Source organism: Streptomyces liliiviolaceus, assembly GCF_018070025.1.
GTDB lineage: Bacteria > Actinomycetota > Actinomycetes > Streptomycetales > Streptomycetaceae > Streptomyces > Streptomyces liliiviolaceus.
In genome coordinates, this window is sequence record NZ_JAGPYQ010000001.1 from 1,384,253 (window position 1) to 1,407,626 (window position 23,374).

At 68.3% G+C, this 23,374-nt stretch carries 17 protein-coding genes; 11 read left to right on the forward strand and 6 right to left on the reverse strand.

What is annotated here, in order from left to right:
• Window positions 1-7 precede the first annotated feature (7 nt).
• Together J8N05_RS06140 and J8N05_RS06145 are read right to left on the reverse strand one after the other, a co-directional pair.
• Entirely contained in the window at window positions 8-1,528 is a 1,521-nt protein-coding gene (locus tag J8N05_RS06140; RefSeq protein ID WP_210881440.1) for a glycosyltransferase family 87 protein, read from the reverse strand.
• A 145-nt stretch (window positions 1,529-1,673) separates the two neighbouring features.
• Window positions 1,674-4,346 (reverse strand): transglycosylase domain-containing protein, encoded by a 2,673-nt coding sequence (locus J8N05_RS06145; protein WP_210881441.1) that lies wholly within the window; start codon window positions 4,344-4,346, stop codon window positions 1,674-1,676.
• Between the two features lie 374 nt (window positions 4,347-4,720).
• Here J8N05_RS06145 and J8N05_RS06150 point away from each other — a divergent pair, with 374 nt between their 5' ends.
• The 4 genes from J8N05_RS06150 (at window position 4,721) to J8N05_RS06165 (ending at window position 8,482) form a co-directional block, all read left to right on the forward strand.
• Window positions 4,721-5,404 carry a PadR family transcriptional regulator gene (locus J8N05_RS06150; RefSeq protein WP_210881442.1) on the forward strand — a complete coding sequence of 228 codons (684 nt, stop codon included), beginning with the start codon at window positions 4,721-4,723 and terminating at the stop codon, window positions 5,402-5,404.
• Between the two features lie 44 nt (window positions 5,405-5,448).
• The gene (locus J8N05_RS06155; protein WP_210881443.1) at window positions 5,449-6,531 is read left to right on the forward strand and encodes an inositol-3-phosphate synthase; all 1,083 of its coding nucleotides are present in this window, start codon (window positions 5,449-5,451) and stop codon (window positions 6,529-6,531) included.
• Window positions 6,532-6,610: 79 nt separating this feature from the next.
• The gene (locus tag J8N05_RS06160; RefSeq protein ID WP_210881444.1) at window positions 6,611-7,876 is read left to right on the forward strand and encodes an MFS transporter; all 1,266 of its coding nucleotides are present in this window, start codon (window positions 6,611-6,613) and stop codon (window positions 7,874-7,876) included.
• Between the two features lie 114 nt (window positions 7,877-7,990).
• Window positions 7,991-8,482: an LppU/SCO3897 family protein gene (locus tag J8N05_RS06165; protein WP_210881445.1), complete on the forward strand. Its 492-nt coding sequence runs from the start codon at window positions 7,991-7,993 to the stop codon at window positions 8,480-8,482.
• 124 nt (window positions 8,483-8,606) lie between these two features.
• Here J8N05_RS06165 and J8N05_RS06170 read toward each other — a convergent pair whose 3' ends face one another.
• Complete coding sequence (locus J8N05_RS06170) at window positions 8,607-10,073, reverse strand: CCA tRNA nucleotidyltransferase (RefSeq protein WP_210881446.1); 1,467 nt, start codon at window positions 10,071-10,073, stop codon at window positions 8,607-8,609.
• A gap of 236 nt (window positions 10,074-10,309) precedes the next feature.
• Between J8N05_RS06170 and J8N05_RS06175 the strand changes: the two genes are divergently transcribed.
• From J8N05_RS06175 to trxA, 7 genes are all read left to right on the forward strand, one after another.
• On the forward strand, window positions 10,310-12,748 hold the full coding sequence (locus tag J8N05_RS06175; RefSeq protein ID WP_210881447.1) for a DUF6049 family protein: 2,439 nt from the start codon (window positions 10,310-10,312) through the stop codon (window positions 12,746-12,748).
• 46 nt (window positions 12,749-12,794) lie between these two features.
• Complete coding sequence (gene murJ, locus J8N05_RS06180) at window positions 12,795-15,011, forward strand: murein biosynthesis integral membrane protein MurJ (protein ID WP_210881448.1); 2,217 nt, start codon at window positions 12,795-12,797, stop codon at window positions 15,009-15,011.
• A 118-nt stretch (window positions 15,012-15,129) separates the two neighbouring features.
• Window positions 15,130-16,854 (forward strand): protein kinase family protein, encoded by a 1,725-nt coding sequence (locus J8N05_RS06185; protein ID WP_210881449.1) that lies wholly within the window; start codon window positions 15,130-15,132, stop codon window positions 16,852-16,854.
• 27 nt (window positions 16,855-16,881) lie between these two features.
• Window positions 16,882-17,592 (forward strand): RNA polymerase sigma factor SigM, encoded by a 711-nt coding sequence (gene sigM / locus J8N05_RS06190; protein ID WP_210881450.1) that lies wholly within the window; start codon window positions 16,882-16,884, stop codon window positions 17,590-17,592.
• Window positions 17,589-18,542: an anti-sigma factor family protein gene (locus J8N05_RS06195; protein WP_210881451.1), complete on the forward strand. Its 954-nt coding sequence runs from the start codon at window positions 17,589-17,591 to the stop codon at window positions 18,540-18,542. The genes sigM and J8N05_RS06195 overlap by 4 nt, the downstream gene beginning before the upstream one ends.
• Window positions 18,543-18,736: 194 nt before the next feature.
• A complete protein-coding gene (gene trxB, locus J8N05_RS06200) occupies window positions 18,737-19,705 on the forward strand; it encodes a thioredoxin-disulfide reductase (RefSeq protein ID WP_210881452.1) in 969 nt (322 codons plus the stop codon).
• A gap of 42 nt (window positions 19,706-19,747) precedes the next feature.
• A complete protein-coding gene (gene trxA, locus J8N05_RS06205) occupies window positions 19,748-20,080 on the forward strand; it encodes a thioredoxin (protein WP_190203100.1) in 333 nt (110 codons plus the stop codon).
• A gap of 100 nt (window positions 20,081-20,180) precedes the next feature.
• Here the strand turns inward: trxA and J8N05_RS06210 are convergent, their stop codons facing one another.
• From J8N05_RS06210 to J8N05_RS06220, 3 genes are all read right to left on the reverse strand, one after another.
• Window positions 20,181-20,798 carry a GNAT family N-acetyltransferase gene (locus J8N05_RS06210; RefSeq protein ID WP_210881453.1) on the reverse strand — a complete coding sequence of 206 codons (618 nt, stop codon included), beginning with the start codon at window positions 20,796-20,798 and terminating at the stop codon, window positions 20,181-20,183.
• Between the two features lie 325 nt (window positions 20,799-21,123).
• Window positions 21,124-22,236: a ParB/RepB/Spo0J family partition protein gene (locus tag J8N05_RS06215; protein ID WP_210881454.1), complete on the reverse strand. Its 1,113-nt coding sequence runs from the start codon at window positions 22,234-22,236 to the stop codon at window positions 21,124-21,126.
• Complete coding sequence (locus tag J8N05_RS06220; RefSeq protein ID WP_210890040.1) at window positions 22,233-23,306, reverse strand: ParA family protein; 1,074 nt, start codon at window positions 23,304-23,306, stop codon at window positions 22,233-22,235. Before J8N05_RS06220 ends, J8N05_RS06215 begins: the two co-directional genes overlap by 4 nt.
• Window positions 23,307-23,374 lie beyond the last annotated feature (68 nt).

A 23,374-nucleotide genomic window follows, 5' to 3' on the forward strand; every position in this document is an offset into this window, starting at 1 on the left:
TGTTCGCTCAGAGCGAACCCGGATCTCTCCCGCCCTTGCCCTCGCCGCCGCCCCATTCGACGTACGGGCCGTCGAAGTGCCCCGCGTGCCGGGGAGGATGAGCCGCGGGGCCCACGACGAAGACGTCCGGGGCGCCGTCCAGCACACCGCCCGACGGATCGTCGTCCCCGGAGCGGCGCACCACGTCCCTCTCGGGCATGAGGATGTCGCGCACGATCACGGCGCACAGGTACAGCGTCCCCAGGAGGTGGACGGCGATGGCCAGCTGGTAGCCCTCCTGGGGCAGTCCCTTGTGGGCGTCGCCGCTGGTCGTGTAGGCGAGGTACATCCAGATCCCGAGGAAGTACGCGACCTCGCACGCCTGCCAGATCAGGAAGTCCCGCCACTTCGGGCGGGCCAGCACCGCGAGGGGAACCAGCCACAGTACGTACTGAGGCGAGTAGACCTTGTTGGTAAGGATGAAGGCCGCGACGATCAGGAACGCCAGCTGGGCGAAGCGGGGCCGGCGCGGGGCGGCCAGCGTGAGCGCCGCGACCCCCGCGCTGGACAGCAGCATCAGTACCGAAGCCCACGTGTTGACGGCGTCGGTGTCGAGGGGTGTGTCGCTGCGCTGGGAGAGGATCAGCCAGAAGGAGCCGAAGTCGACTCCGCGTTCCTGGCTGAACGTGTAGAACTTCGACCAGCCCTCGGGCGCCAGGAGCATGACCGGAAGGTTCACGACCAGCCAGGCGCCCGCGGCGCCGAGCAGGGCGGTGCCGAACGCACGCCATCTGCCCGCCCGCCAGCACAGCACGAGCAGCGGCCCCAGCAGCAGCACGGGATAGAGCTTGGCGGCCGTTGCCAGCCCCAGGAGGACCCCGAAGGCGAGCGGACGGCTCCTGGACCACATGAGCATCGCCGCGGCCGTCAGAGCGACCGCCAGGAGGTCCCAGTTGATGGTGGCGGTCAGCGCGAAGGCGGGCGCCAGAGCGACCAGCAGGCCGTCCCAGGGCCGCCGCCGGTGGGTGCGGGTCACGCAGACGGCGATGACGGCCGTGCAGGCCATCAGCATCCCGGCGTTGACCATCCAGTAGACCTGCTCCTGGTCCTGGATGCTTCCGCTGCCCGGCGTGAGCCAGGAGGCGACCTCCATGAACACGCCGGTGAGGACCGGGTATTCGAGGTACTCCATGTCGCCTTCGAGCTTGTCGAAGTACGGCACGAGCCCGTCGGCGAAGCCACGCCCCTGGTAGAGGTGCGGAATGTCCGAATAGCAGGCGTGCGTGTACTGGGAGCTCGCTCCGAAGAACCAGGCACCGTCGTAGCAGGGCAGTTTCTGCACCATGCCGAGGGCGAACATGCCGATCGCGACGAGTGCGACGACCCGTACGGGGGTCCACCAGGACGTCCCCGTCAGCGCGCGCCGCCCGAGGGGACCGCCGAACAGTTCACTGCCGGTCGCCGCGACCGGGTCCTCCTTGGTCGGGGGCACCAGATCTGGCTCGTGCACGCTCGCGCGCGTCGTTTCTGCACTGGGCATGCCGCACATCCTGCCGTACGTGTCTGGGGATACGCCGAGAGCGGTCGGGTCCGGTGCCCCGGCGGATGACCGCCGGGGCACCGGACCTCGTAAAACGCGACGTGGTCGCCGGCCGGAGCCGGCGACCACGTCGCGTCGATGGGACCTCTGCCCGCTAGCCCGAGGAACCCTGGAAGAGGCCGCCGTTGCCGTTGCCTCTGCTGTTCCCGCCGTCCTCCTCCTCGGACTCCGAGGTCGAGGGACTCGCGCCGCCGTCCGTGCCACCGGTGTCGGTCTCGCCGGTGCTGGCTCCGCCGTCGTCCTCGCAGCCGAAGAAGGCGCCACAGGACTCACTGGTGGTGGGAGCGGGGGGAGACGGCTCGCTCTTGGTCGGCGTGGGCTCCGGCTCCTCGGACTCCTCCTCCTCCGTCTCGGTGGGCGTCGGAGTCGGGGTCGGGACCACGACGTCGTTGACGACCTCGCCGATGGGTTCGGGCGTCGGGAACTGCACGACCTTCGCGCCCTTGAGCGCCTGCTCCATGTAGTCGTGCCAGATCTCGGCCGGGAACGAGGCGCCGTGGATCTTGTCCTGGCCACCCGTTCCGTACATCTCCAGGAACTCGCGCTTCTTGTTGGACTCGTCGTCGTCCATGCGGTACATGGAGATCGCGGTCGAGAGCTGCGGGGTGTAGCCGACGAACCAGGCGGACTTGTTGCCGTCGGTCGTACCGGTCTTGCCCGCCACCGGCCGGTTGCTCAGCTTCGCCGCGGTACCGGTGCCCTCGTCGACGACGGTCTTGAGGACGTCGGTGACGTTGTCGGCGACCTGCGCGGTGAAGGCCTGCTTCGCCTTGGCCGAGTTCTCGTGCGTGAAGACCGTTCCGTCCTTGTCGGTGATCTCGTCGACCGAGTACGGCTCGTTCTGCTTGCCGCTCGCCGCGAAGGTGGCGTACGCGCCGGCCATGCGGATCGCGCTCGGGTCGGAGGTACCGATGGAGAAGGACGGGAAGTTGGCGCTGGCCAGGCTGCCTTCCTTGATGCCGGCGTCCACGGCGGACTCCCGCACCTTGTCCAGACCGACGTTCATGCCCAGCTGGACGTAGGCGGAGTTCGAGGAGACCCTCATCGCCTCACGCAGGTCGATCTGGAAGGTGGGCGGGTTGTACGACTCGTCGCCGTCGTTCCGCTGCAGCCATTCCTTCTCGTCCTTGTCCTTCCAGACCGTCCCGTCGTAGTCCTCGATCTTCAGCTTGTTCTTACCGCTGTACAGGCTCTTCGGAGAGACCTTGATCCGCTCGTCCTGGGCCTGGGTCGGCTCCAGGTCGGGATCGCGCACGCCCCACTTCATGGCCGCCGCGAGGACGAACGGCTTGAAGGTCGAACCGACCTGGGCGCCCGTCTGGTCGGCGTTGTTGGTGAAGTGCTTGGTCGCGTCCACACCGCCGTAGATGGCCTTGATCGCGCCGGTCTCCGGGTCCACGGAAGCGCCGCCGAACTGGACGTGCTTGTCCGTCTTCGGGCGCTCCTTCTCCTTGATGTTCTCCTTGCGGACCTTCTTCACCGCGGCTTCGAGCTGGGTGACCTTCTTCTTGTCGAAGGTCGTGTGGATCTCGTAGCCACCGTCACGCAGTTGCTTCTCGGTGATCCCGGTCTTCTCGCTGTTGTTGACGATGTACGCCTTGGCGAGGTCGACCAGATAACCGACCTGACCGCCCAGCTGGGCGTTCGACCGCGGACTCTGCAGCGTCGGGAAGTCGGGGTACTTGCTCCGTACCGACTCCTCCAGGTGCCCGTCCTTGACCATCTCGCCGAGGATCCAGCGCCAGCGGGTCTCCGCGCGCTGGCGGTTGGCCGCGGGGGTGGCGGAGGGGTCGATCGACTCCGCGCCCGCCGGGTCGTAGTACGTGGCGCCCTTGAGCACCGCCGCCAGGAAGGCGCACTGGCTCGGGTTGAGGTCGTCGGCGTCCTTGTCGAAGTACGTACGCGCGGCGGCCTGGATCCCGTAGGCGCCGCGGCCGTAGTAGGCCGAGTTCAGATAGCCGGCCATGATGTCTTCTTTGTCGACGTTGGCGCCGACCTTGATCGAGACGAAGAGCTCCTTGAACTTACGGGAGATCGTCTGCGACTGGTCCTCCAGCATGGCGTTCTTCACGTACTGCTGGGTGATCGTGGAGCCGCCCTGGGTCTGACCGCCCTTGGCCATGTTGAACAGGGCCCGGCCGATACCCATGGGGTCGACGCCCCGGTCGTTCTCGAACGTCTTGTTCTCGGCCGAGATGACGGCGTAGCGCATCTCCTTGGGAATCCGGGAGTAGTCGATGATCTGCCGGTTCGTCTCACCACCGGTGGCGACCATCTGCGTGCCGTCGGCCCAGTAGTAGACGTTGTTCTGGGCCTCCGCCGTCTTGGCGACGTCGGGCAGGCCCACCAGCGCGTACGCGACTCCCGCGACCGCCATCATGCTGCCGAAGAAGCCGATGAACAGACCCGTCACGAGCTTCCAGGACGGCACCCAACGTGCCGCCCCGTACTTGCCCGCGCGCGGGTAGTCGATGATCCGCTTCTTCGACGGTACGGACGCACGCCCGCGGCCGCGGCCTCCCTGCCCCGCGCCGTCGGCCGCTCTGCGTCGACCGGCGCCGCTGCTGTTTCTCTGTGACGCCCGCCGGGCCTCTGCGCGGCTGCCGTACGGGCGTTCCTCACCCCCCGAGTCGTATGAATCGGAAGGAGACTCGGTTGCGCCTCGCGGTGCCGCACGGCGGCCGGAGGACGAGCCGGTCTGGCCGCGTCGGGCCGCGGCACGTCCGCCACCTTGCGGCTGCGGCGATTTGCGACGGTGCTCGCTCATCGAACGATTACTCCTCGGGCAGGCGCACCTGAGCGCACCTGGAAACGGCAGCTGGTTTCCGGTCCCCCCGAAGTACGGATGCGGTCGTTTTTACATTCATCCGTACTGCACCGAGGACATGGACGTCCCCAGGCGTCACTCGGTTCCCGGTGGTTTGCATGGCGGACAGACTACGCACCGTCAAAACCTGCCTAGCACCGAAGTTCACCCCAAATCAGGCAACTTGCTTCCTACGAATCGGTGATGTGACGCCGTTCACCGTGCCCCCTCTTGTCGCAGGGGGAGGACCGATCTATCGTTCTGATGTATCGAGTCGATACATCAGCTCGGCATAAAGACCGTCACGGCACGGCCGCGGCAGAGAGGAGGCGACGATGAGCCGGCGTTCCGGAATCCTTGAGTTCGCCGTCCTCGGCCTTCTCCGCGAGTCCCCGATGCACGGCTATGAGCTGCGCAAACGTCTCAATACGTCACTGGGTGTGTTCCGTGCGTTCAGCTACGGGACGCTCTACCCCTGCCTCAAGACGCTGGTCGCCAACGGCTGGTTGATCGAGGAACCGGGGAACACCTCCGAGGACGCCCTCGCGGCACCGCTCGCAGGGCGTCGCGCCAAGATCGTCTATCGGTTGACGGCGGAAGGTAAGGAACACTTCGAGGACCTCCTCTCGCAGACGGGTCCCGACGCGTACGAGGACGAACATTTCGCCGCTCGTTTCGCCTTCTTCGGCCAGACGTCACGGGATGTACGGATGCGGGTCCTCGAAGGCCGCCGCAGCCGTCTCGAAGAGCGCCTGGAGAAGATGCGGGCCTCGCTGGCGCGCACCCGGGAGCGACTCGACGACTACACGCTTGAGCTCCAGCGCCACGGAATGGAGTCCGTGGAGCGCGAAGTGCGCTGGCTGAACGAGCTCATCGAGAGCGAGCGGGCGGGACGGGACCATCGGCGTCCCGGACCTGACGGCTCCGCTCAGCAGGACAACACATCTGGGGAGTCGGGCGGCCTGCCCCGGCCCGGGGGCACCCCCGGGCCGGATCCGTCCGATGACACTGCCACGTGAAGTCCTCTCAGGGCTTCACCGAGTACACACAGGGAGCAACCGGAATGGGTTCGGTTCGCGTAGCCATCGTCGGCGTGGGCAACTGCGCCGCCTCGCTGGTTCAGGGCGTCGAGTACTACAAGGACGCCGACCCGGCGTCCAAGGTGCCGGGCCTGATGCACGTCCAGTTCGGCGAGTACCACGTGGGTGACGTCGAGTTCGTCGCCGCCTTCGACGTCGACGCGAAGAAGGTCGGCCTCGACCTCTCGGACGCCATCGGCGCCAGCGAGAACAACACCATCAAGATCTGCGACGTCCCGAACAAGGGCATCACGGTCCAGCGCGGCCACACCCATGACGGGCTCGGCAAGTACTACCGCGAGACCATCGAGGAGTCGGCCGAGGCCCCGGTCGACGTCGTCAAGGTCCTCAAGGACCAGCAGGTGGACGTCCTCGTCTGCTACCTGCCCGTCGGTTCCGAGGACGCGGCGAAGTTCTACGCCCAGTGCGCCATCGACGCCAAGGTCGCGTTCGTCAACGCTCTGCCGGTCTTCATCGCCGGCACCAAGGAGTGGGCGGACAAGTTCACCGAGGCGGGCGTCCCGATCGTCGGCGACGACATCAAGTCGCAGGTCGGCGCCACCATCACGCACCGCGTGATGGCGAAGCTGTTCGAGGACCGCGGTGTCCGTCTTGAGCGCACCATGCAGCTCAACGTCGGCGGCAACATGGACTTCAAGAACATGCTGGAGCGCGACCGCCTGGAGTCCAAGAAGATCTCCAAGACGCAGGCCGTCACCTCGCAGATCCCCGACCGTGACATGGGCTCGAAGAACGTCCACATCGGTCCCTCGGACTACGTGGCCTGGCTCGACGACCGCAAGTGGGCCTACGTCCGCCTCGAAGGCCGCGCCTTCGGTGACGTCCCGCTGAACCTGGAGTACAAGCTGGAGGTCTGGGACTCCCCGAACTCCGCGGGTGTCATCATCGACGCCCTGCGCGCCGCGAAGATCGCCAAGGACCGCGGCATCGGCGGCCCGATCCTCTCCGCGTCGAGCTACTTCATGAAGTCCCCGCCGGTCCAGTACTTCGACGACGAGGCGTACGACAACGTCGAGAAGTTCATCAAGGGCGAGGTCGAGCGCTGAAGGCTCGTTCCGCGCACGGCTGTTGAGGGTCCCCGGGGCATCGCTCCGGGGACCCTCGCCCTGTGCGAGGCTGTAACCCATGGCTGTCGTGAGTGACCTGCGCGTACTCCTGCGCTTCAGGAACTTCCGGCGTCTGCTCGCCGTCCGGCTGCTGTCGCAGGGCGCCGACGGGGTCTACCAGGTCGCGCTCGCCACCTACGTCGTCTTCTCACCGGAGAAACAGACCTCGGCCGCCGCGATCGCCTCCGCGATGGCGGTCCTGCTCCTCCCGTACTCCCTCGTCGGCCCCTTCGCAGGCGTCCTCCTGGACCGCTGGAGACGCCGCCAGGTCTTTCTGTACGGGAACCTGCTGCGGGCGCTCCTGGCGGCTCTGACGGCCGTTCTGATGCTCAGCGGTGTACCGGACTGGCTCTTCTACGCCTCCGCGCTGTGCGTGACCGCCGTCAACCGGTTCGTGCTCGCGGGTCTGTCCGCCGCCCTGCCCCGCGTGGTCGACTCCGAGCGTTTGGTGATGGCGAACTCCCTGTCGCCCACGGCCGGAACACTCGCGGCGACCCTCGGCGGCGGCGTCGCCTTCGTCGTACGCCTCGTGGGCTCCGACTCCGACGCGGTGGTCGTCCTCGTGGGAGCGGCCCTGTACGTGTGCTCCGCGCTCGCCTCGCTGCGACTGGCCCCGGATCTGCTGGGCCCCGAACGGCAGTCGGCGCGGCCACGGCTGAGGACGGCCGTGCTCGGCACGGCGCGGGGCCTCGCGTCGGGCGTACGCCATCTGACCGAGCCCGCGCGCCGCGAGGCCGCCTGGGCGCTGGCCGCGATGACCCTGATGCGGTTCTGCTACGGCGCGCTGACGGTCATGGTGCTGATGCTCTGCCGGTACGCCTGGTCGTCCGGCCCCGACGACGACGGGCTCGCCCTGCTCGGCCTGGCCGTGGGGATCTCCGGAGCGGGTTTCTTCGCCGCGGCCGTGCTGACACCGGCGGGCGCGAACCGGCTCGGCCCCGGCGGCTGGATCATCGCCTGCGCGGCCGTCGCCGCGGTCCTGGAACCGGCGCTCGGCCTCTCGTTCTCGGAAGTTCCCCTCCTGATCGCGGCCTTCGTCCTGGGTCTGACCACCCAGGGGGCGAAGATCGCCACCGACACGGTCGTCCAGTCGTCCGTCGAGGACGGCTTCCGTGGCCGGATCTTCGCCGTCTACGACGTCCTGTTCAACGTCGCCTTCGTGGGCGCCGCGGGAGTGGCCGCCCTGATGCTGCCTCCTGACGGTCGATCCGTGCCGCTTGTGGTCACGGTGGCCGTTATCTACGGGGCGGTTGCTGCCGCTATGGCCCGTTTCGAGCGCCAGTAAGTGTCACATCAAGGACACAGAGACACTCCGGGCTACGGAGTTGTCAGTGGGGCCAGATAGCTTACGTGGGTCTTATTTCGCGCCAAGCGCTCCACGTTCGAGGGGGACCCCCAAGTGACCACGCCGCCGCCGCAGGGCCAGAATCCGTTCGCTCAGGGCCAGCCGGCCGAGGGAAATCCCTACGGGCAGCAGCAGCCGCCCCAGGGCAACCCCTACGGCCAGCAGCCCCCGCAGGGCTACCCGCAGCACCCGAACGCTCCCTACGCCCCGGTCACGCCCGAGCCGCCGAAGCGCAACCTGAAGAAGTACCTGCGCTTCGCCATCCCGGTCGTCGTCCTCATAGTCGCCGTGGGCGGCTGGATCGCGAGCCGCGACGACGCGTCGAGCGCCAAGGTCGGCGACTGCATGAGCATCGGTAACCCGAACAGCACCACCGACCCGGAGCTTGAGGTCGTGGACTGCGGCGACTCCAAGGCCGCGTACAAGGTCGAGCAGAAGAAGAGCGACAACTCCGGCTGCGACCGCACCAAGTACGCCGAGTACACCGAGACCGGCGGCAGCAGTGACTTCACCCTCTGCCTGTCGGAGTACTCCGCGAAGAAGTAAGAGCCTGGATACGCCGAGGGCCGTTGTTTCACGTGAAACAACGGCCCTCGGCGTATCCGGCTCACATCGGCCGGGGTGATGTTTCACGTGAAACATCACCCCGGCCGATCGCGCTCGCGTGCTCTCAGCTCTGCTCCGCCCACCACTCCTTGAGAGCCGACACCGCGGCGTCGTACTCCATCGGCCCGTTCTCCAGACGCAGTTCCAACAGGAACTTGTAGGCCTGCCCGATGGCCGGGCCCGGTCCGATGTCCAGGACCTTCATGATCTGGTTGCCGTCGAGGTCCGGACGGATCGCGTCCAGCTCCTCCTGCTCCTGGAGCTGGGCGACGCGCTCCTCCAGACCGTCGTAGGCGCGGGAGAGGGCGCTGGCCTTGCGCTTGTTCCGTGTCGTGCAGTCGGAGCGGGTCAGCTTGTGGAGCCGGCCGAGGAGCGGGCCCGCGTCACGGACATAGCGGCGGACGGCCGAGTCGGTCCACTCCCCGGTGCCATAGCCGTGGAAGCGCAGATGCAGCTCGACCAGGCGCGAGACATCCTTCACCAGCTCGTTGGAGTACTTGAGCGCGGTCATCCGCTTCTTGGTCATCTTCGCCCCCACCACCTCGTGGTGGTGGAAGGAGACCCGCCCGTCCTCCTCGAAGCGACGCGTCCGCGGCTTGCCGATGTCGTGCAGCAGCGCGGCCAGACGCAGGGTGAGGTCCGGGCCGTTCTCCTCCAGCGCCATCGCCTGCTCCAGGACGATCAGCGAGTGGTCGTAGACGTCCTTGTGCCGGTGGTGCTCGTCCCGCTCCAGACGCAACGCGGGCAGCTCGGGCAGCACGCGGTCGGCGAGCCCCGTGTCGACGAGCAGCGTCAGTCCCTTGCGCGGGTACGCGGAGAGGATCAGCTTGTTCAGTTCCTCACGCACACGCTCGGCCGAGACGATCTCGATGCGGTCGGCCATGGCCTTCATCGCCGCGACGACCTCCGGCGCCACCTCGAAGTCGAGCTGCGCCCCGAAGCGCGCCGCCCGCATCATCCGCAGCGGGTCGTCGGAGAAGGACGACTCGGGGGTCCCCGGAGTCCGCAGGACACGGGCCGCGAGATCACCGAGCCCGCCGTGTGGATCGATGAACTTCTTCTCGGGAAGCGCCACGGCCATCGCGTTCACCGTGAAGTCACGGCGGACCAGGTCTTCCTCGATGGAGTCTCCGTAGGACACCTCGGGCTTGCGCGAGGACCGGTCGTACGCCTCAGAGCGGTAGGTCGTCACCTCGATCTCGAAGCTCTGCACGACATCACCGACGCGTGCTTCCTTCTGCGCCCCCACCGTGCCGAAGGCGATACCGACCTCCCACAGCGAGTCGGCCCAGGGCCGCATGATCTTCAGTACGTCCTCGGGGCGGGCGTCGGTCGTGAAGTCCAGATCGTTGCCGAGCCGGCCGAGCAGGGCGTCCCGGACCGAGCCGCCGACGAGGGCGAGAGAGAACCCGGCCTCCTGGAAACGGCGGGCCAGCTCATCGGCGACGGGGGACACCCGCAGCAGCTCGCTCACCGCGCGGCTCTGCACCTGGCTCAGGGCACTGGGACTGTCTTCGTTGGCGTTCGACACAACAGAAAAGGTTACGTGGCCCCGATGCCCGAGGGCGCCTTCATTAAAAGTGCACAGGTCCCTCGCCTTGTTCACGGTGGGGACACTGCCCTAGATACGGCCACATAGAGGGACAGCCGGGTCTCTTCTTCCGATCTTGTGGAGCGGACCGCGGCACTTACCCTCGGCGCGCATCGTTACCATGCGTGGACGCACATTCCGACGACCACTGACGACGACGAGGGACGGGCGAGCGCGTGGCCGAGGCGGCAGACTTCCAGGGGACCAGTCCCTCACCTGCCCGCCGGTGGCTTCGGCGCACCGGAGCGGTGCTTGCCGGGGCGCCTCTGCTGGCCGGCGTCCTACAACTGCCCACTTCTTCGTCCTCGTATGCCGCTGAGCCCAGCGCAGCTGCGGAGGCCACCGGCTCCCGTACGGTCGACGTCTCGCTCGACTCGCTCAGCCCCAGCGTCCCGTCCGACGGTGACACGCTCACCGTCTCCGGCAGGATCGTCAACAAGGGCAAGCAGGCGGTCACCGCCGCTCACGTCGGACTCCGGGTGGGTCCGACGCTGAACGGCCGCTCGGCCATCGACGACGCCGCCAAGAGCAACCCCTACGCGGGCTCCGAGGTCGGTGGCAAGTACGTGGCCGAGTTCGAGAGGCTGGCGCCGGGCGTCCCGCAGACGTTCAGCATCTCCGTCCCCGTCGACAAGCTGGACCTCGGCTCCGACGGCGTCTATCAGCTCGGTGTCACGCTCACCGGCCGGACCACCGCCGCGGCGTACGACCAGATCCTCGGTATCGAGCGGACCTTCCTCCCGTGGCAGGAGGACGCCGCGGACTCGAAGACCAGGACCACCTACCTCTGGCCGCTGATCTCGACCTCCCACATGACGGCCGAGACGGGTTCGAACGAGCAGCAGACCCCCGTCTTCGCGGACGACGACGCCCTGGCCGCCGAGCTCTCCCCCGGTGGCCGTCTGGAACAGCTCCTCAGCCTCGGCAAGGACCTCGACATCACCTGGGTCATCGACCCTGACCTGCTCGCCTCCGTCGACGCCATGACCCGCAGCTACCGGGTCCAGGTGAACGGCTCCAGCCAGACCACCACGGCCGGCACGCACCAGGCGGTGGCCAAGCAGTGGCTCAGCAAGCTGGAGAAGGCGGTCGAGGGCGAGGAGGTCGTCGCCCTCCCCTTCGCCGACCCGGACCTGGCGTCGCTGGCCCACCACGGCACGAAGGTGACCGGGTCCCTGAGCCATCTCAAGGACGCCACCACCGCGGCTGCGATCACCGTGGAGGCGGTCCTCCATGTGACCCCCAGCACGGAGTACGCCTGGCCCGTGAGCGGAGCGATCGACCCGTCGATCGTCAAGGTCGCGACCTCGGCCGGCGCCGACACGGTGCTCGCCCGCAGCGACAGCCTCCAGGAGACCGGCGCCCTCCCGTACACGCCCTCGGCGGCCCGGCCGATCGGCGGCGGCACCACGGCGGTCGTCGCGGACGCCCGTCTGTCGACGGCTTTCCAGGGCGACATGACGGTGGCCGGCAACTCCACGCTCGCCGTGCAGCGGTTCCTCGCGCAGAGCCTGATGCTCAACCGCCAGGCGCCCGACAAGCAGCGCACCGCCGTGGTCGCCCCGCAGCGCATGCCGACCGCCAGCCAGGCCCAGACGATGGCGCAGGCACTGACAGCGCTCCAGGGCGGGAACTGGTCGGAGTCGGCCGAGCTGGCCGCGGCCACCAAGGCCAAGCCGGACGCGGGTGCCACCACCCGGGTGCCGTCGGCGTCCGCGTACCCCCGCTCCCTGGCCAAGCAGGAACTGCCGGAAGAGGCCTTCGCGCGGATCGAGGAGACACAGAGGAAGCTCAACAGCTTCCAGGTGGTCCTCTCCGACAAGTCCCGGGTGGTCACCCCCTTCGGGCGGGCCATGGACCGGTCGATGTCCACCTCCTGGCGCGGCCGTGCCGACGAGGCGGAGGCGTACCGCGAGGGTGTGCTGAACTACCTCATCGGCCTCACCGAGGGCGTCGGGCTGATCGACAAGTCCGAGGCCAAGCTCTCGGGCCGCAGCGCCACGATCCCGGTCACCGTGCAGAACAACCTCGTCCAGGGCGTCGACCACCTGGTGCTGCGTCTCACCTCCACACAGCCGAGCCGCCTCAGCATCGGGGACGGTGCCTTCCAGGAGCAGCCGGTCGCGGTCGCGGGCGGGCACAGCCAGTCGGTGAAGTTCACCACCAACGCCCACGCGAACGGCCGGGCCGGGGTGATCGCCCAGCTGTACACCGAGGACGGCCAGGCGTACGGACCCGCGGTCGCCTTCGATGTGAAGGTCACCGAGATCACCGCCACGGTGATGCTGGTCATCGCCGGCGGTGTCCTGCTGCTCGTGCTCGCCGGGTTCCGGATGTACACGCAGCGCAAGCGGGAGGCCGCCCGCCAGGCCGCGCTGGAGAAGGACGCCGTCCCCACGGACGACCCGGCGGAGAGCGCCTCCGCCACCGATGCGGAGAGCACCGACGCGAAGAACGCCGACACGGAGAGCGCGGACGGGACGGAGGGCGGTCACGACCGGGCGTCCACGACCGGATCGAGCGCACCCGACCCGGAGCACCCGAGTGACCCTTCACCGGACACCGCACCGGAAATCACCGACCCGTCCGGCACGGGTGAGAGAGTGGACCGTTGAGCGATGTCGTGGCCGGTGGGCCCGGGGACGATGAGGTGGGGTAACCATGAACGCGCCGTACGACGGTGACCGCGGTCAGGGCGCGGGAGGCTCCGGCCACCCCGACGGCCCGCCGCAGGGCCCGCCGGAACCTGGCGAGGTGCCTCCGCAGCCCGCGGCCGAGGTGTACTTCCAGGACGCCTACGCCCAGGATCCCTACCGGGCCCAGGACCTGTCCGCCCAGGACCCGGTCACCGAGGCCCTCTACGACCGCGCCGCGCATCCTCCGCCGCCGCCCGGCACGTACCCGCCCCAGCCTCCGCTCTATGCCCAGCCGCCCCAGTCCCCGTACGCCCCGGATCCCCGGGTGTGGGCGCAGACCCCGGCGCCCGAGCCGGAGGGCCCCACCCAGTACCTGCCCTACGGGGACGATCCCCGGACGACGCAGTTCGTGGGTGTCGACGACCTGGTGACCCAGGCCGGCGAGGAGCGCCACGAGCCGGACGCGTTCGCCCATCTCTTCCAGGACCAGCAGCAGGGCGGCGTCCAGCCCCCCGCCGGGCCGCCCAGCGTTCCCCCGCCCGCGCGGGAGCCCGCTGCTGCCACCACCACGGCGCCTCCCGCGCCGGCCGCCGCCCCCGCCAAGAAGTCCGGGGGCCGTGCGTCGGGGCTGCTGAAGTCGAGCGCCCTGATGGCGGCCGGCACCATGGTGTCCCGTCTCACCGGCTTCATCCGCTCCGCGCTGATCGTCGCCGCGCTGGGCGTCGGCCTCCTCGGTGACACCTTCCAGGTCGCCTACCAGCTGCCGACGATGATCTACATCCTCACCGTCGGCGGCGGCCTCAACTCCGTCTTCGTACCGCAGCTCGTACGTGCCATGAAGGACGACGAGGACGGCGGGGAGGCCTACGCCAACCGTCTGCTGACCCTCGTCATCGTGGTGCTCGGCGCCCTCACCGCACTCGCGGTGCTCGCCGCGCCCCTCCTGGTCCGCGCACTGTCGGCACCTGTGGCGGGCAACGCGGCGGCCAACGACGTCGCCGTCACCTTCGCCCGCTACTTCCTGCCCACGATCTTCTTCATGGGCATCCACGTGGTGATGGGTCAGATCCTCAACGCGCGCGGGAAGTTCGGCGCGATGATGTGGACCCCGGTCCTCAACAACATCGTCATCATCGTGACGCTCGGACTGTTCATCTGGGTGTACGGCACCGCGAGCAGCTCCGGCATGAAGGCCTCGACCATCCCGCCGGAGGGCGAGCAACTGCTCGGCGTCGGCGTCCTGCTCGGCCTCGTCGTCCAGGCCCTCGCGATGATCCCCTACCTCCGCGAGACCGGCTTCCGGCTGCGGCTGCGCTTCGACTGGAAGGGCCACGGACTCGGCAAGGCGGCGATGCTCGCCAAGTGGACCGTGCTCTTCGTCCTCGCCAACCAGGCGGGCGCGATCGTCGTGACCCAGCTGTCCACCGCGGCGGGCAAGGACTCGCCGGTCGACGGCACCGGTTTCGCCGCCTACGCCAACGCCCAACTCATCTGGGGTCTCCCGCAGGCCATCATCACGGTCTCCCTGATGGCCGCCCTGCTGCCGCGGCTCGCGCGCTCCGCCCACGAGGGCGACACCGGCGCCGTACGCGACGACATCTCCCAGGGGCTGCGTACGACGGCCGTGGCGATCGTGCCGATCTCCTTCGGCTTCGTCGCACTGGGCGTCCCGATGTGCACGCTGATGTTCGGCGCCTCCGGGACCAGCGAGGCCACGAACATGGGCTTCATGCTGATGGCCTTCGGCATCGGCCTGATCCCCTACTCGGTCCAGTACGTGGTGCTGCGAGCCTTCTACGCGTACGAGGACACCCGCACTCCCTTCTACAACACGGTCATCGTGGCGATCGTCAACGCCAGTGCCTCCGCGCTCTGTTTCCTTCTGCTTCCTCCGCGCTGGGCGGTGGCGGGCATGGCCGCCTCGTACGGTCTCGCCTACGCCATCGGCGTCGGGGTCGCGTGGCGGCGGCTGAGCAAGCGGCTGGGCGGCGACCTGGACGGCGGACGCGTCCTGCGCACCTACGCGCGGCTCGCGATCGCCGCGGTACCGGCCGCGCTGCTCAGCGGCGCGGCCTGCTACGGAATCAGCAAGTCGCTGGGACAGGGCGCCGGAGGCTCGCTCATCGCCCTGGTCGTCGGTGGTGTCGTACTGCTCGGAGTCTTCTTCGTCGCGGCGCGACGGATGCGCATCGAGGAACTGAACGGAATGGTGGGCATGGTCCGCGGGCGCCTTGGGCGCTGAGAGCGGGGTAGGCGCACAACCATCGTCCGCGACCGCGTGTCGTGCAGAGGGACGGACTGTGGGCACAATTGGCTTTGGCGTCGGAGAGCGCGCAACGAATGGGGAGGCAGGAGCGACGGTGGCAGAACGGAGCACGGCTGCCGTCGACGTGGCGGACAGCAGCGGCGATGAGCCGCTGACCGCGAAGGCGGACCAGTCCACGGCCGACGGGGTGGCCCAGAACCGGGAGCGGGACACGGACAGCTCGGAGAGCACAGAGGCACAGGGGAGCGGGGGGAACGAGAGCCCCGGCAGGACTGCACCGCCCGAGTTGCACAGCGGTCACAAGCTCGCCAGACGGTATCGCCTGGAGGAGTGTGTCACCCGTCTGGACGGTTTCAGCAGTTGGCGTGCGGTGGACGAGAAACTCCGCCGTGCCGTCGGTGTGCACCTGCTGCCCGCCGACCATCCACGAGCGCGTTCCGTCCTCGCGGCGGCCCGTTCGTCCGCCCTGCTGGGCGATCCCCGGTTCGTCCAGGTCCTGGACGCGGTCGAGGAGAACGACCTCGTCTATGTGGTGCACGAATGGCTGCCCGACGCCACGGAGCTGACGACGCTCCTGGCCGCCGGACCGCTGGAGGTGCACGAGGCGTACCAGATGGTCAGTCAGGTGTCCCAGGCGATGGCCGCCGCGCATCGCGAGGGGCTGGCGCATCTGAAGCTGACCCCGGGCGCGGTGCTGCGCACCTCGACCGGTCAGTGGCGCATCCGGGGCCTCGCTGTGAACGCCGCGCTGCGCGGCATCACTTCCGACACCCCGCAGCGCACGGACACGGAGGCGATCGGCGCTCTCCTGTACGCCGCGCTCACCCAGCGCTGGCCGTACGAGGACGACGCGTACGGGCTCTCCGGACTGCCCAAGGGCGTCGGCCTCATCGCGCCCGACCAGGTACGCGCAGGCGTGCACCGCGGTATGTCGGAACTCGCGATGCGCGCACTCGCCAACGACGGGGCCACCGCGTCCCGTCAGGAACCTCCGTGCACCACGCCGGAGGAACTGGTGAAGGCGATCGGCGAGATGCCCCGCATCCGTCCGCCCGAGCCGACGTTCACCGCGCCACCCGACTACCAGCGCACGACGTACCAGCAGGGCAACTACGGCCGTCCCGCGCCGCACCCGGGAGCCACCCAGGCGATGGCCGCGCCGCTTCCCCCGCTGCAGACCCGCACCGGCAAAGCCCTCAAGTGGGCTGTGTCCGCGCTTCTGATCGCCGCGCTGGGACTGGGCAGTTGGCAGCTCGCCGACGCGCTCATGGATCACGGGAAGTCCGACGAGACGGGCGACACCCAGATCACGGACGACAACGACAAGGGCAGCGACGAGACGAAGCCGGCCAGGCCGCTCACGATCCAGAGCGCCGCGGAGTACTACCCGGACGGCAAGCCCCAGCACGCGAACGACGTGGGCCTGACCTACGACAAGGACAGCTCCACGTACTGGCGGACGTACTCCTACCGGGGCGGTCCCAAGCTGGCGCCCTTCAAGGAGGGCGTCGGGATCGTCTACGACCTCGGATCCGAGAAGGACGTGTCGGCGGCCTCGATAGGGCTGTACTACGCGGGCGACCACACGACGGCCACGCTGTACGCGGCCAACTCGTTGTCGTCCTCGCAGAGTCTGAGTTCGATGACGAAGATCGCGGCAGGCACGACCAGTACGACGGACTTGAAGATCTCGGCCAAGAAGGCTGTGAAGACCCGGTACGTTCTGGTCTGGATCACGGCGGTGCCGAACGCGGCCGGCGACCAGTTCAGTGGCGCCGGTTACAAGCAGGCGATCACCGACGTGAAGTTCACCGGCTGAGGAGCAGACCGAGGGGGAGGGGGTTCGATGGCGGACGGCGCCTACAGCGAAGTAAGCGATCAGGACCTCCTCGCCCGTCATGTCGAAGGTGATCCCGATGCCTTCGGCGAGCTCGTACGGCGTCACCGCGACCGGCTCTGGGCCGTGGCCCTGCGGACGCTGGGCGACCGTGAGGAAGCCGCTGACGCCGTCCAGGACGCCCTCGTCTCCGCCTACCGGGCCGCCCACACTTTCCGCGGCCAGTCGGCCGTCACCACCTGGCTGCACCGGATCACGGTGAACGCCTGTCTGGACCGGGCTCGCAAGACGGCCTCCAGGAAGACCTCCCCGGTGGACGACACGGAACGCCTGGAGCAGCTCCTGGAGCCGCACGAGTCGGCTTCCGCGCCGGCCGAGCGCAACGATCTGCACCGTGAGCTGCTGGCCGCTCTGGGCACCCTGCCCGCCGACCAGCGGGCCGCTCTCGTCCTGGTGGACATGCAGGGCTATCCCGTGGCGGAGGCCGCCAGTCTGCTCGACGTGCCGACCGGCACGGTCAAGAGCCGCTGTGCCCGTGGCAGAGCCAGGCTCCTCCCCCTGCTCAAACACCTGCGCGCGGACGGCGGGAGCGACAGACCGAGCAAGAAGTCGGGCGAGGGAAGGAACCGTACGCAGGGGACATCCGTCCCACCCGCAGCGGGACCACATGACGGACCAAGCGATTCAGCGGCTGTGAAGGGCGGAGGTGGGCGAGCGTGACATCCACGACCGACACGGCCGGGCACCCGGACGTCACGGAGATCTCCGACCTCACCGAAGGTCTGCTCCCCCCGTCCCGGTCAGCCGATGTACGACGTCACCTGGACGACTGCGCTCTCTGTGCCGATGTGTACGACTCTCTGGAAGAGATCCGCGGCATGCTCGGCACGCTGCCGGGCCCCGTGCGGATGCCCGACGACGTCGCCGGACGCATCGACGCCGCTCTCGCTGCCGAAGCCCTGTTGAATGCCACCGGGCCTGACACCTCTGCTGTGGGGGCTCTGTCGTCCGTGAGTGAGTCCCGCCCGTCGGCGGACGACGAGCGCGCGAGCGTGAGTGGCGGCAGCAGCGGCAGTCGGCATGTTTCACGTGAAACATCGACCGTGACGGACCGCCCCGCAGGACATGCTCGTGCCGCCACAGGACCGGGTCGCACGAACCGCCCCCGTCGCGGTCGCCGCGGCACCGTCGTCCTGGGCGCCATGTTCACGGCTGCCGCGCTGGGCCTCGGAGGCCTGCTGATCCAGGCGATGGGAGGCGACGGCACGGACAACGACCCGCCGTCGGCATCCCCACAGCAAAGGGACTCCGCGAACACGTTCGCCGGAGAGAAGCTGGAGAACCAGGTGGCGGATCTCCTGGCCAAGGCGGGCGAGGAGAAGGAGGGCGGTCCTCGCTCCCGCCCCCAGGGCACCGCGTCCAGCGATGAGCCGAAGGTCCTCAACACACCCTCGGTGCCCAGCTGCGTCCTGCAGGGGATCGGCCGCGATGCGATTCCGATCGCTTCCAAGGAAGGCTCCTACGAGGGCACGGACGCGTATCTCGTGGTGCTGCCCGCCGCCACCGACCTGACACAGGTCACGGCGTACGTCGTCGACTCCGCCTGCATGGACAAGCCGTCGGCCGCTGGTGGCAAGGTCCTGCTGGAGCACACCTACCCGCGCAACTGAGTCCGCTCGGCTCCGTCACGGACGATCGTCGGCTCCCTTCGCCCTGCCCCTGACCTCCGCTCGCGATGGCTCGTCTTCGTGTGCCCGGACACAGTGGGAATGCGCGCCCCTTAGGATCCGTTGGGTGGGGTGAGAGTTCCGAGAGAAGCTCCCCCGGTCGTACGTAGCAGTCCCCAGAGACGAGGAATCAAGCCGTGACCGACGTCCGTAACGTGATCATCATCGGCTCCGGCCCCGCCGGCTACACGGCGGCGCTCTATACCGCGCGCGCGTCACTGAAGCCGCTGGTCTTCGAGGGCGCCGTCACCGCGGGTGGTGCCCTCATGAACACGACCGAGGTGGAGAACTTCCCCGGCTTCCAGGACGGAATCATGGGCCCCGAGCTCATGGACAACATGCGGGCACAGGCCGAGCGCTTCGGTGCCGAGCTGATCCCGGACGACATCGTCTCGGTCGACCTCAGCGGTGAGATCAAGACCGTCACGGACACCGCGGGCACGGTCCACCGGGCGAAGGCCGTCATCGTCACCACCGGCTCGCAGCACCGCAAGCTGGGGCTGCCGAAGGAGGACGTCCTCTCCGGACGCGGCGTCTCCTGGTGCGCGACCTGTGACGGCTTCTTCTTCAAGGACCAGGACATCGCCGTGATCGGCGGCGGTGACACCGCCATGGAGGAGGCCACCTTCCTCTCCCGGTTCGCCAAGTCCGTGACCATCGTCCACCGGCGCGAGACGCTGCGGGCTTCCAAGGCGATGCAGGAGCGCGCCTTCGCCGACCCGAAGATCAAGTTCGTCTGGGACAGCGAGGTGGCCGAGATCCAGGGCGACCAGAAGCTCGCCGGCCTGAAGCTGCGCAACCTGAAGACCGGCGAGACGTCCGAGCTGCCCGTCACCGGCCTGTTCATCGCGATCGGCCATGACCCGCGCACGGAGCTCTTCAAGGGCCAGCTCGACCTGGACGAGGAGGGCTACCTGGAGGTCCAGGCGCCCTCGACCCGCACGAACCTGACGGGTGTCTTCGGCGCCGGCGACGTCGTCGACCACACCTACCGTCAGGCGATCACCGCAGCCGGCACCGGCTGCTCCGCAGCTCTCGACGCCGAGCGATTCCTCGCCGCCCTAGCGGACGGCGAGCCTGCGGAGCCCGAGAAGACCACTGTCTGACCCCCATCCGCCCCACCGCACCAACCAGTTAAGGAGCCCGCCGTGGCCGGCACTCTGAAGCACGTGACAGACGACTCTTTCGAGCAGGACGTCCTGAAGAGCGACAAGCCCGTACTGGTGGACTTCTGGGCCGCTTGGTGCGGTCCGTGCCGCCAGATCGCGCCGTCCCTTGAGGCGATCGCCGCCGAGTACGGCGACAAGATCGAGATCGTCAAGCTCAACATCGACGAGAACCCGGGTACGGCCGCCAAGTACGGCGTCATGTCCATCCCGACCCTGAACGTCTACCAGGGTGGCGAGGTCGCCAAGACCATCGTGGGTGCGAAGCCGAAGGCCGCGATCGTGCGGGACCTTGAGGACTTCATCGCCGAGTAGTTCAGCGAGCCGTCGCCTACGGGCGACGATGTTTCACGTGAAACATGGATGGGCCGACCCCGGCGGGTCGGCCCATTTCCTATGTCCAGCACGGTCCGCTCTACAACGGGCGCAGAGCTGGTTCCTTCTGTACGGCTCCCAGCAACCGGTCGAGCGCCAACTCCACGTCTTCCTTCCAGGAGAGCGTCGTCCGCAGCTCCAGCCGCAGCCGCGGGTACGTGGGGTGCGGTCGGACGGTCTTGAAGCCCACGGCCAACAGATGGTCGGCGGGAAGGACGCAGGCGGGCTCTTTCCAACGGGCGTCCCCGAAAGCCTCGATGGCTTTGAAGCCTCGCCGCAGGAGATCCTTGGCAACCGTCTGGACCATCACGCGCCCGAGCCCCTGGCCCTGGAACTCCGGCAGGATGAAGGCCGTCATCAACTGGATCGCGTCGGGTGAGACCGGGCTCGTGGGAAATGCCGTTGCGCGCGGTACATAGGCGGGCGGTGCGTACATCACGAAGCCCACCGGTGCGTCGTCCACGTAGACGACCCGGCCGCAGGATCCCCACTCCAGCAGAACAGCGGAGATCCACGCCTCCTTCTCCAGATCGGGAGTGCCTGCCTTTACCGCGGCCTGGCCGCTGACTGGGTCCAGCTCCCAGAAGACGCACGCGCGACAGCGCTCGGGAAGGTCCTGAAGGTTGTCCAGCGTGAGCGGTACGAGCCGGCGCCCCATGAAGGCAGTTCCTCGCTTCCCTCGCCCGCGGCATCGCGAGCGGCTGTCAGAGCGCCCCGTTCCCGGAGCAGGCTGCCGACGAACCCGCCGACAGCGCCGAGCCCCAGACCCGCGCTCACCAGTCCTGTGCGGCTCACCGTTCGCATGGCTTCCGCCTCCCCACAGAAGGTACTGCCAGGTGAATGCGCCATACCCGAACGCATCGTATCCACGATGCGATTCCATCGATACCGACAGAAAGCAAAGAGCGGGCCGTGTTCCGGTACACACCGGACACGGCCCGATCCACTGGTCGGCCGGTCGCAGCCGACCGGCCGATCAAGACTCAGGACTCCGAACTCTCGGAGTCCTCGGAGTCGTCCTCCAGGAGGCTCTTCTGCAGAACCGGTCCCTCACCAGGGGCGAGCGAGCCAAGGATCCGCTCAAGGTCCTCCATCGAGGCGAACTCGACGGTGATCTTGCCCTTCTTCTGACCGAGGTCGACCTTCACCCGGGTTTCGAAGCGATCCGAGAGCCGACCCGCGAGATCGCTCAGCGCGGGAGAGACCAGCGCACCGGCTCGTGGACCCTTGGACCGCGGAGCCGACTGCGGCCGCGAACCCATGAGGGTGACGATCTCTTCGACGGCCCGCACCGAGAGCCCCTCGGCCACGATCCGATGAGCCAGTCGGTCCTGCTCCTCCGAGTCCGCGACGGAGAGCAGAGCACGGGCGTGTCCGGCGGAGAGAACACCGGCGGCCACCCGACGCTGGACCGACGGCGAGAGCTTCAGCAGACGCAGGGTGTTGGAGACCTGAGGGCGTGAGCGCCCGATGCGGTCGGCCAGCTGATCGTGCGTGCAGTTGAAGTCCTGGAGCAGCTGGTCGTAGGCGGCAGCCTCTTCCAGCGGGTTCAGCTGAGCCCGGTGCAGGTTCTCCAGAAGGGCGTCCAGGAGGAGCTTCTCGTCGTCCGTGGCGCGGACGATCGCCGGGATGGCCTCAAGCCCTGCCTCACGGCAGGCCCTCCAGCGCCGCTCGCCCATGATGAGCTCGTAGCGCGTCGGTCCCGCCTGCCGTACGACGACCGGCTGAAGAAGCCCGACCTCCTTGATGGAGGTGACGAGCTCGGCGAGAGCGTCGTCGTCGAACACCTCGCGGGGCTGGCGCGGGTTCGGCGTGATGAAGTCGAGGGGCAGCTCAGCGAAGTACGCACCCACAGGTGCCGCCGGAGCCTCCCCGAACACACTCACCGACGGCTCTTCCGGCTCAGGTGAAACCTGGGCCGGCGGAAGTGAGGCGACCTTGGCCGCCGCCACGCCGCGCTCGGCGGTGAGCACCGGTACGGCTCCCGGCGACGCTGACGCTCCGCCCATCGCCGGCGGTACTGCCTTCTCCCCTGTCGGGGCAGCAGGGATCAGTGCGCCGAGACCACGGCCCAACCCCCTCCGTCGCTCGCTCACTGGATCCCCTCCACCATGCTCTGTTCATTGAGTGCGCCCATGTGGGCGTGTTGCGCGTCGTAGGCCACGCCGGCTCCGCGCAAAGCGATCTCGCGCGCCGCCTCAAGATAGGAGAGAGCGCCGCTCGATCCCGGGTCGTAGGTCAGCACCGTCTGCCCATAGCTGGGGGCTTCGGAGATACGGACCGAGCGCGGAATGCTCGTGCGCAGTACCTCGTCGCCGAAGTGGCTGCGCACCTCGTCGGCAACCTGGGATGCGAGGCGCGTCCTGCCGTCGTACATGGTGAGCAGGATCGTCGACACGTGCAGGTTCGGGTTGAGGTGTCCCCGCACCAGGTCGACGTTGCGCAGCAGCTGGCCCAGACCCTCCAGTGCGTAGTACTCGCACTGGATCGGGATGAGGACCTCGGCGCCCGCGACGAGTGCGTTGACCGTCAGCAGTCCCAGAGAGGGCGGGCAGTCGATGAGGATGTAGTCGAGCGGCTGCTCGTACGCCAGGATCGCCCGCTCCAGCCGGCTCTCACGTGCCACCAAGGACACCAGCTCGATCTCCGCACCGGCGAGATCGATCGTGGCAGGCGCACAGAAGAGGCCCTCGACATCTGGGACCGGCTGAACAACCTCGGAGAGCGGCCTGCTGTCGATCAGCACGTCGTAGATGGACGGAACTTCGGCGTGATGGTCGATCCCCAGCGCGGTGGACGCATTGCCCTGGGGGTCCAGGTCGATCACCAGGACCCGGCCGCCGTGCAGTGCGAGAGAGGCAGCAAGGTTGACCGTGGTCGTGGTCTTCCCGACCCCGCCCTTCTGGTTGGCGACCACCATGACGCGGGTCTGCTCGGGCCGTGGCAGGCCCTCGCCGGCTCGACCTAGAGCGTCCACAGCAAGTTGGGCAGCACGACCAATGGGAGTGTCGTCCATCGGGGGCGGTGTTTCACGTGAAACATCGTCCCCGATCGACTCGGTTCGGGGACCGGGGACCGGATCGGTCATCGGTCCCGCGATGTTGGCGTCGGACCGCAAGGATTCACTCTCCTCGACTTCAGGCTCGCAATGAACAGAGCCTCCCATGCCATCGGGGTCGTGAACCAGCGAGGCCCGTGCTTCTGTGGAGAAATCCACCTCTGTGGACAACTCCG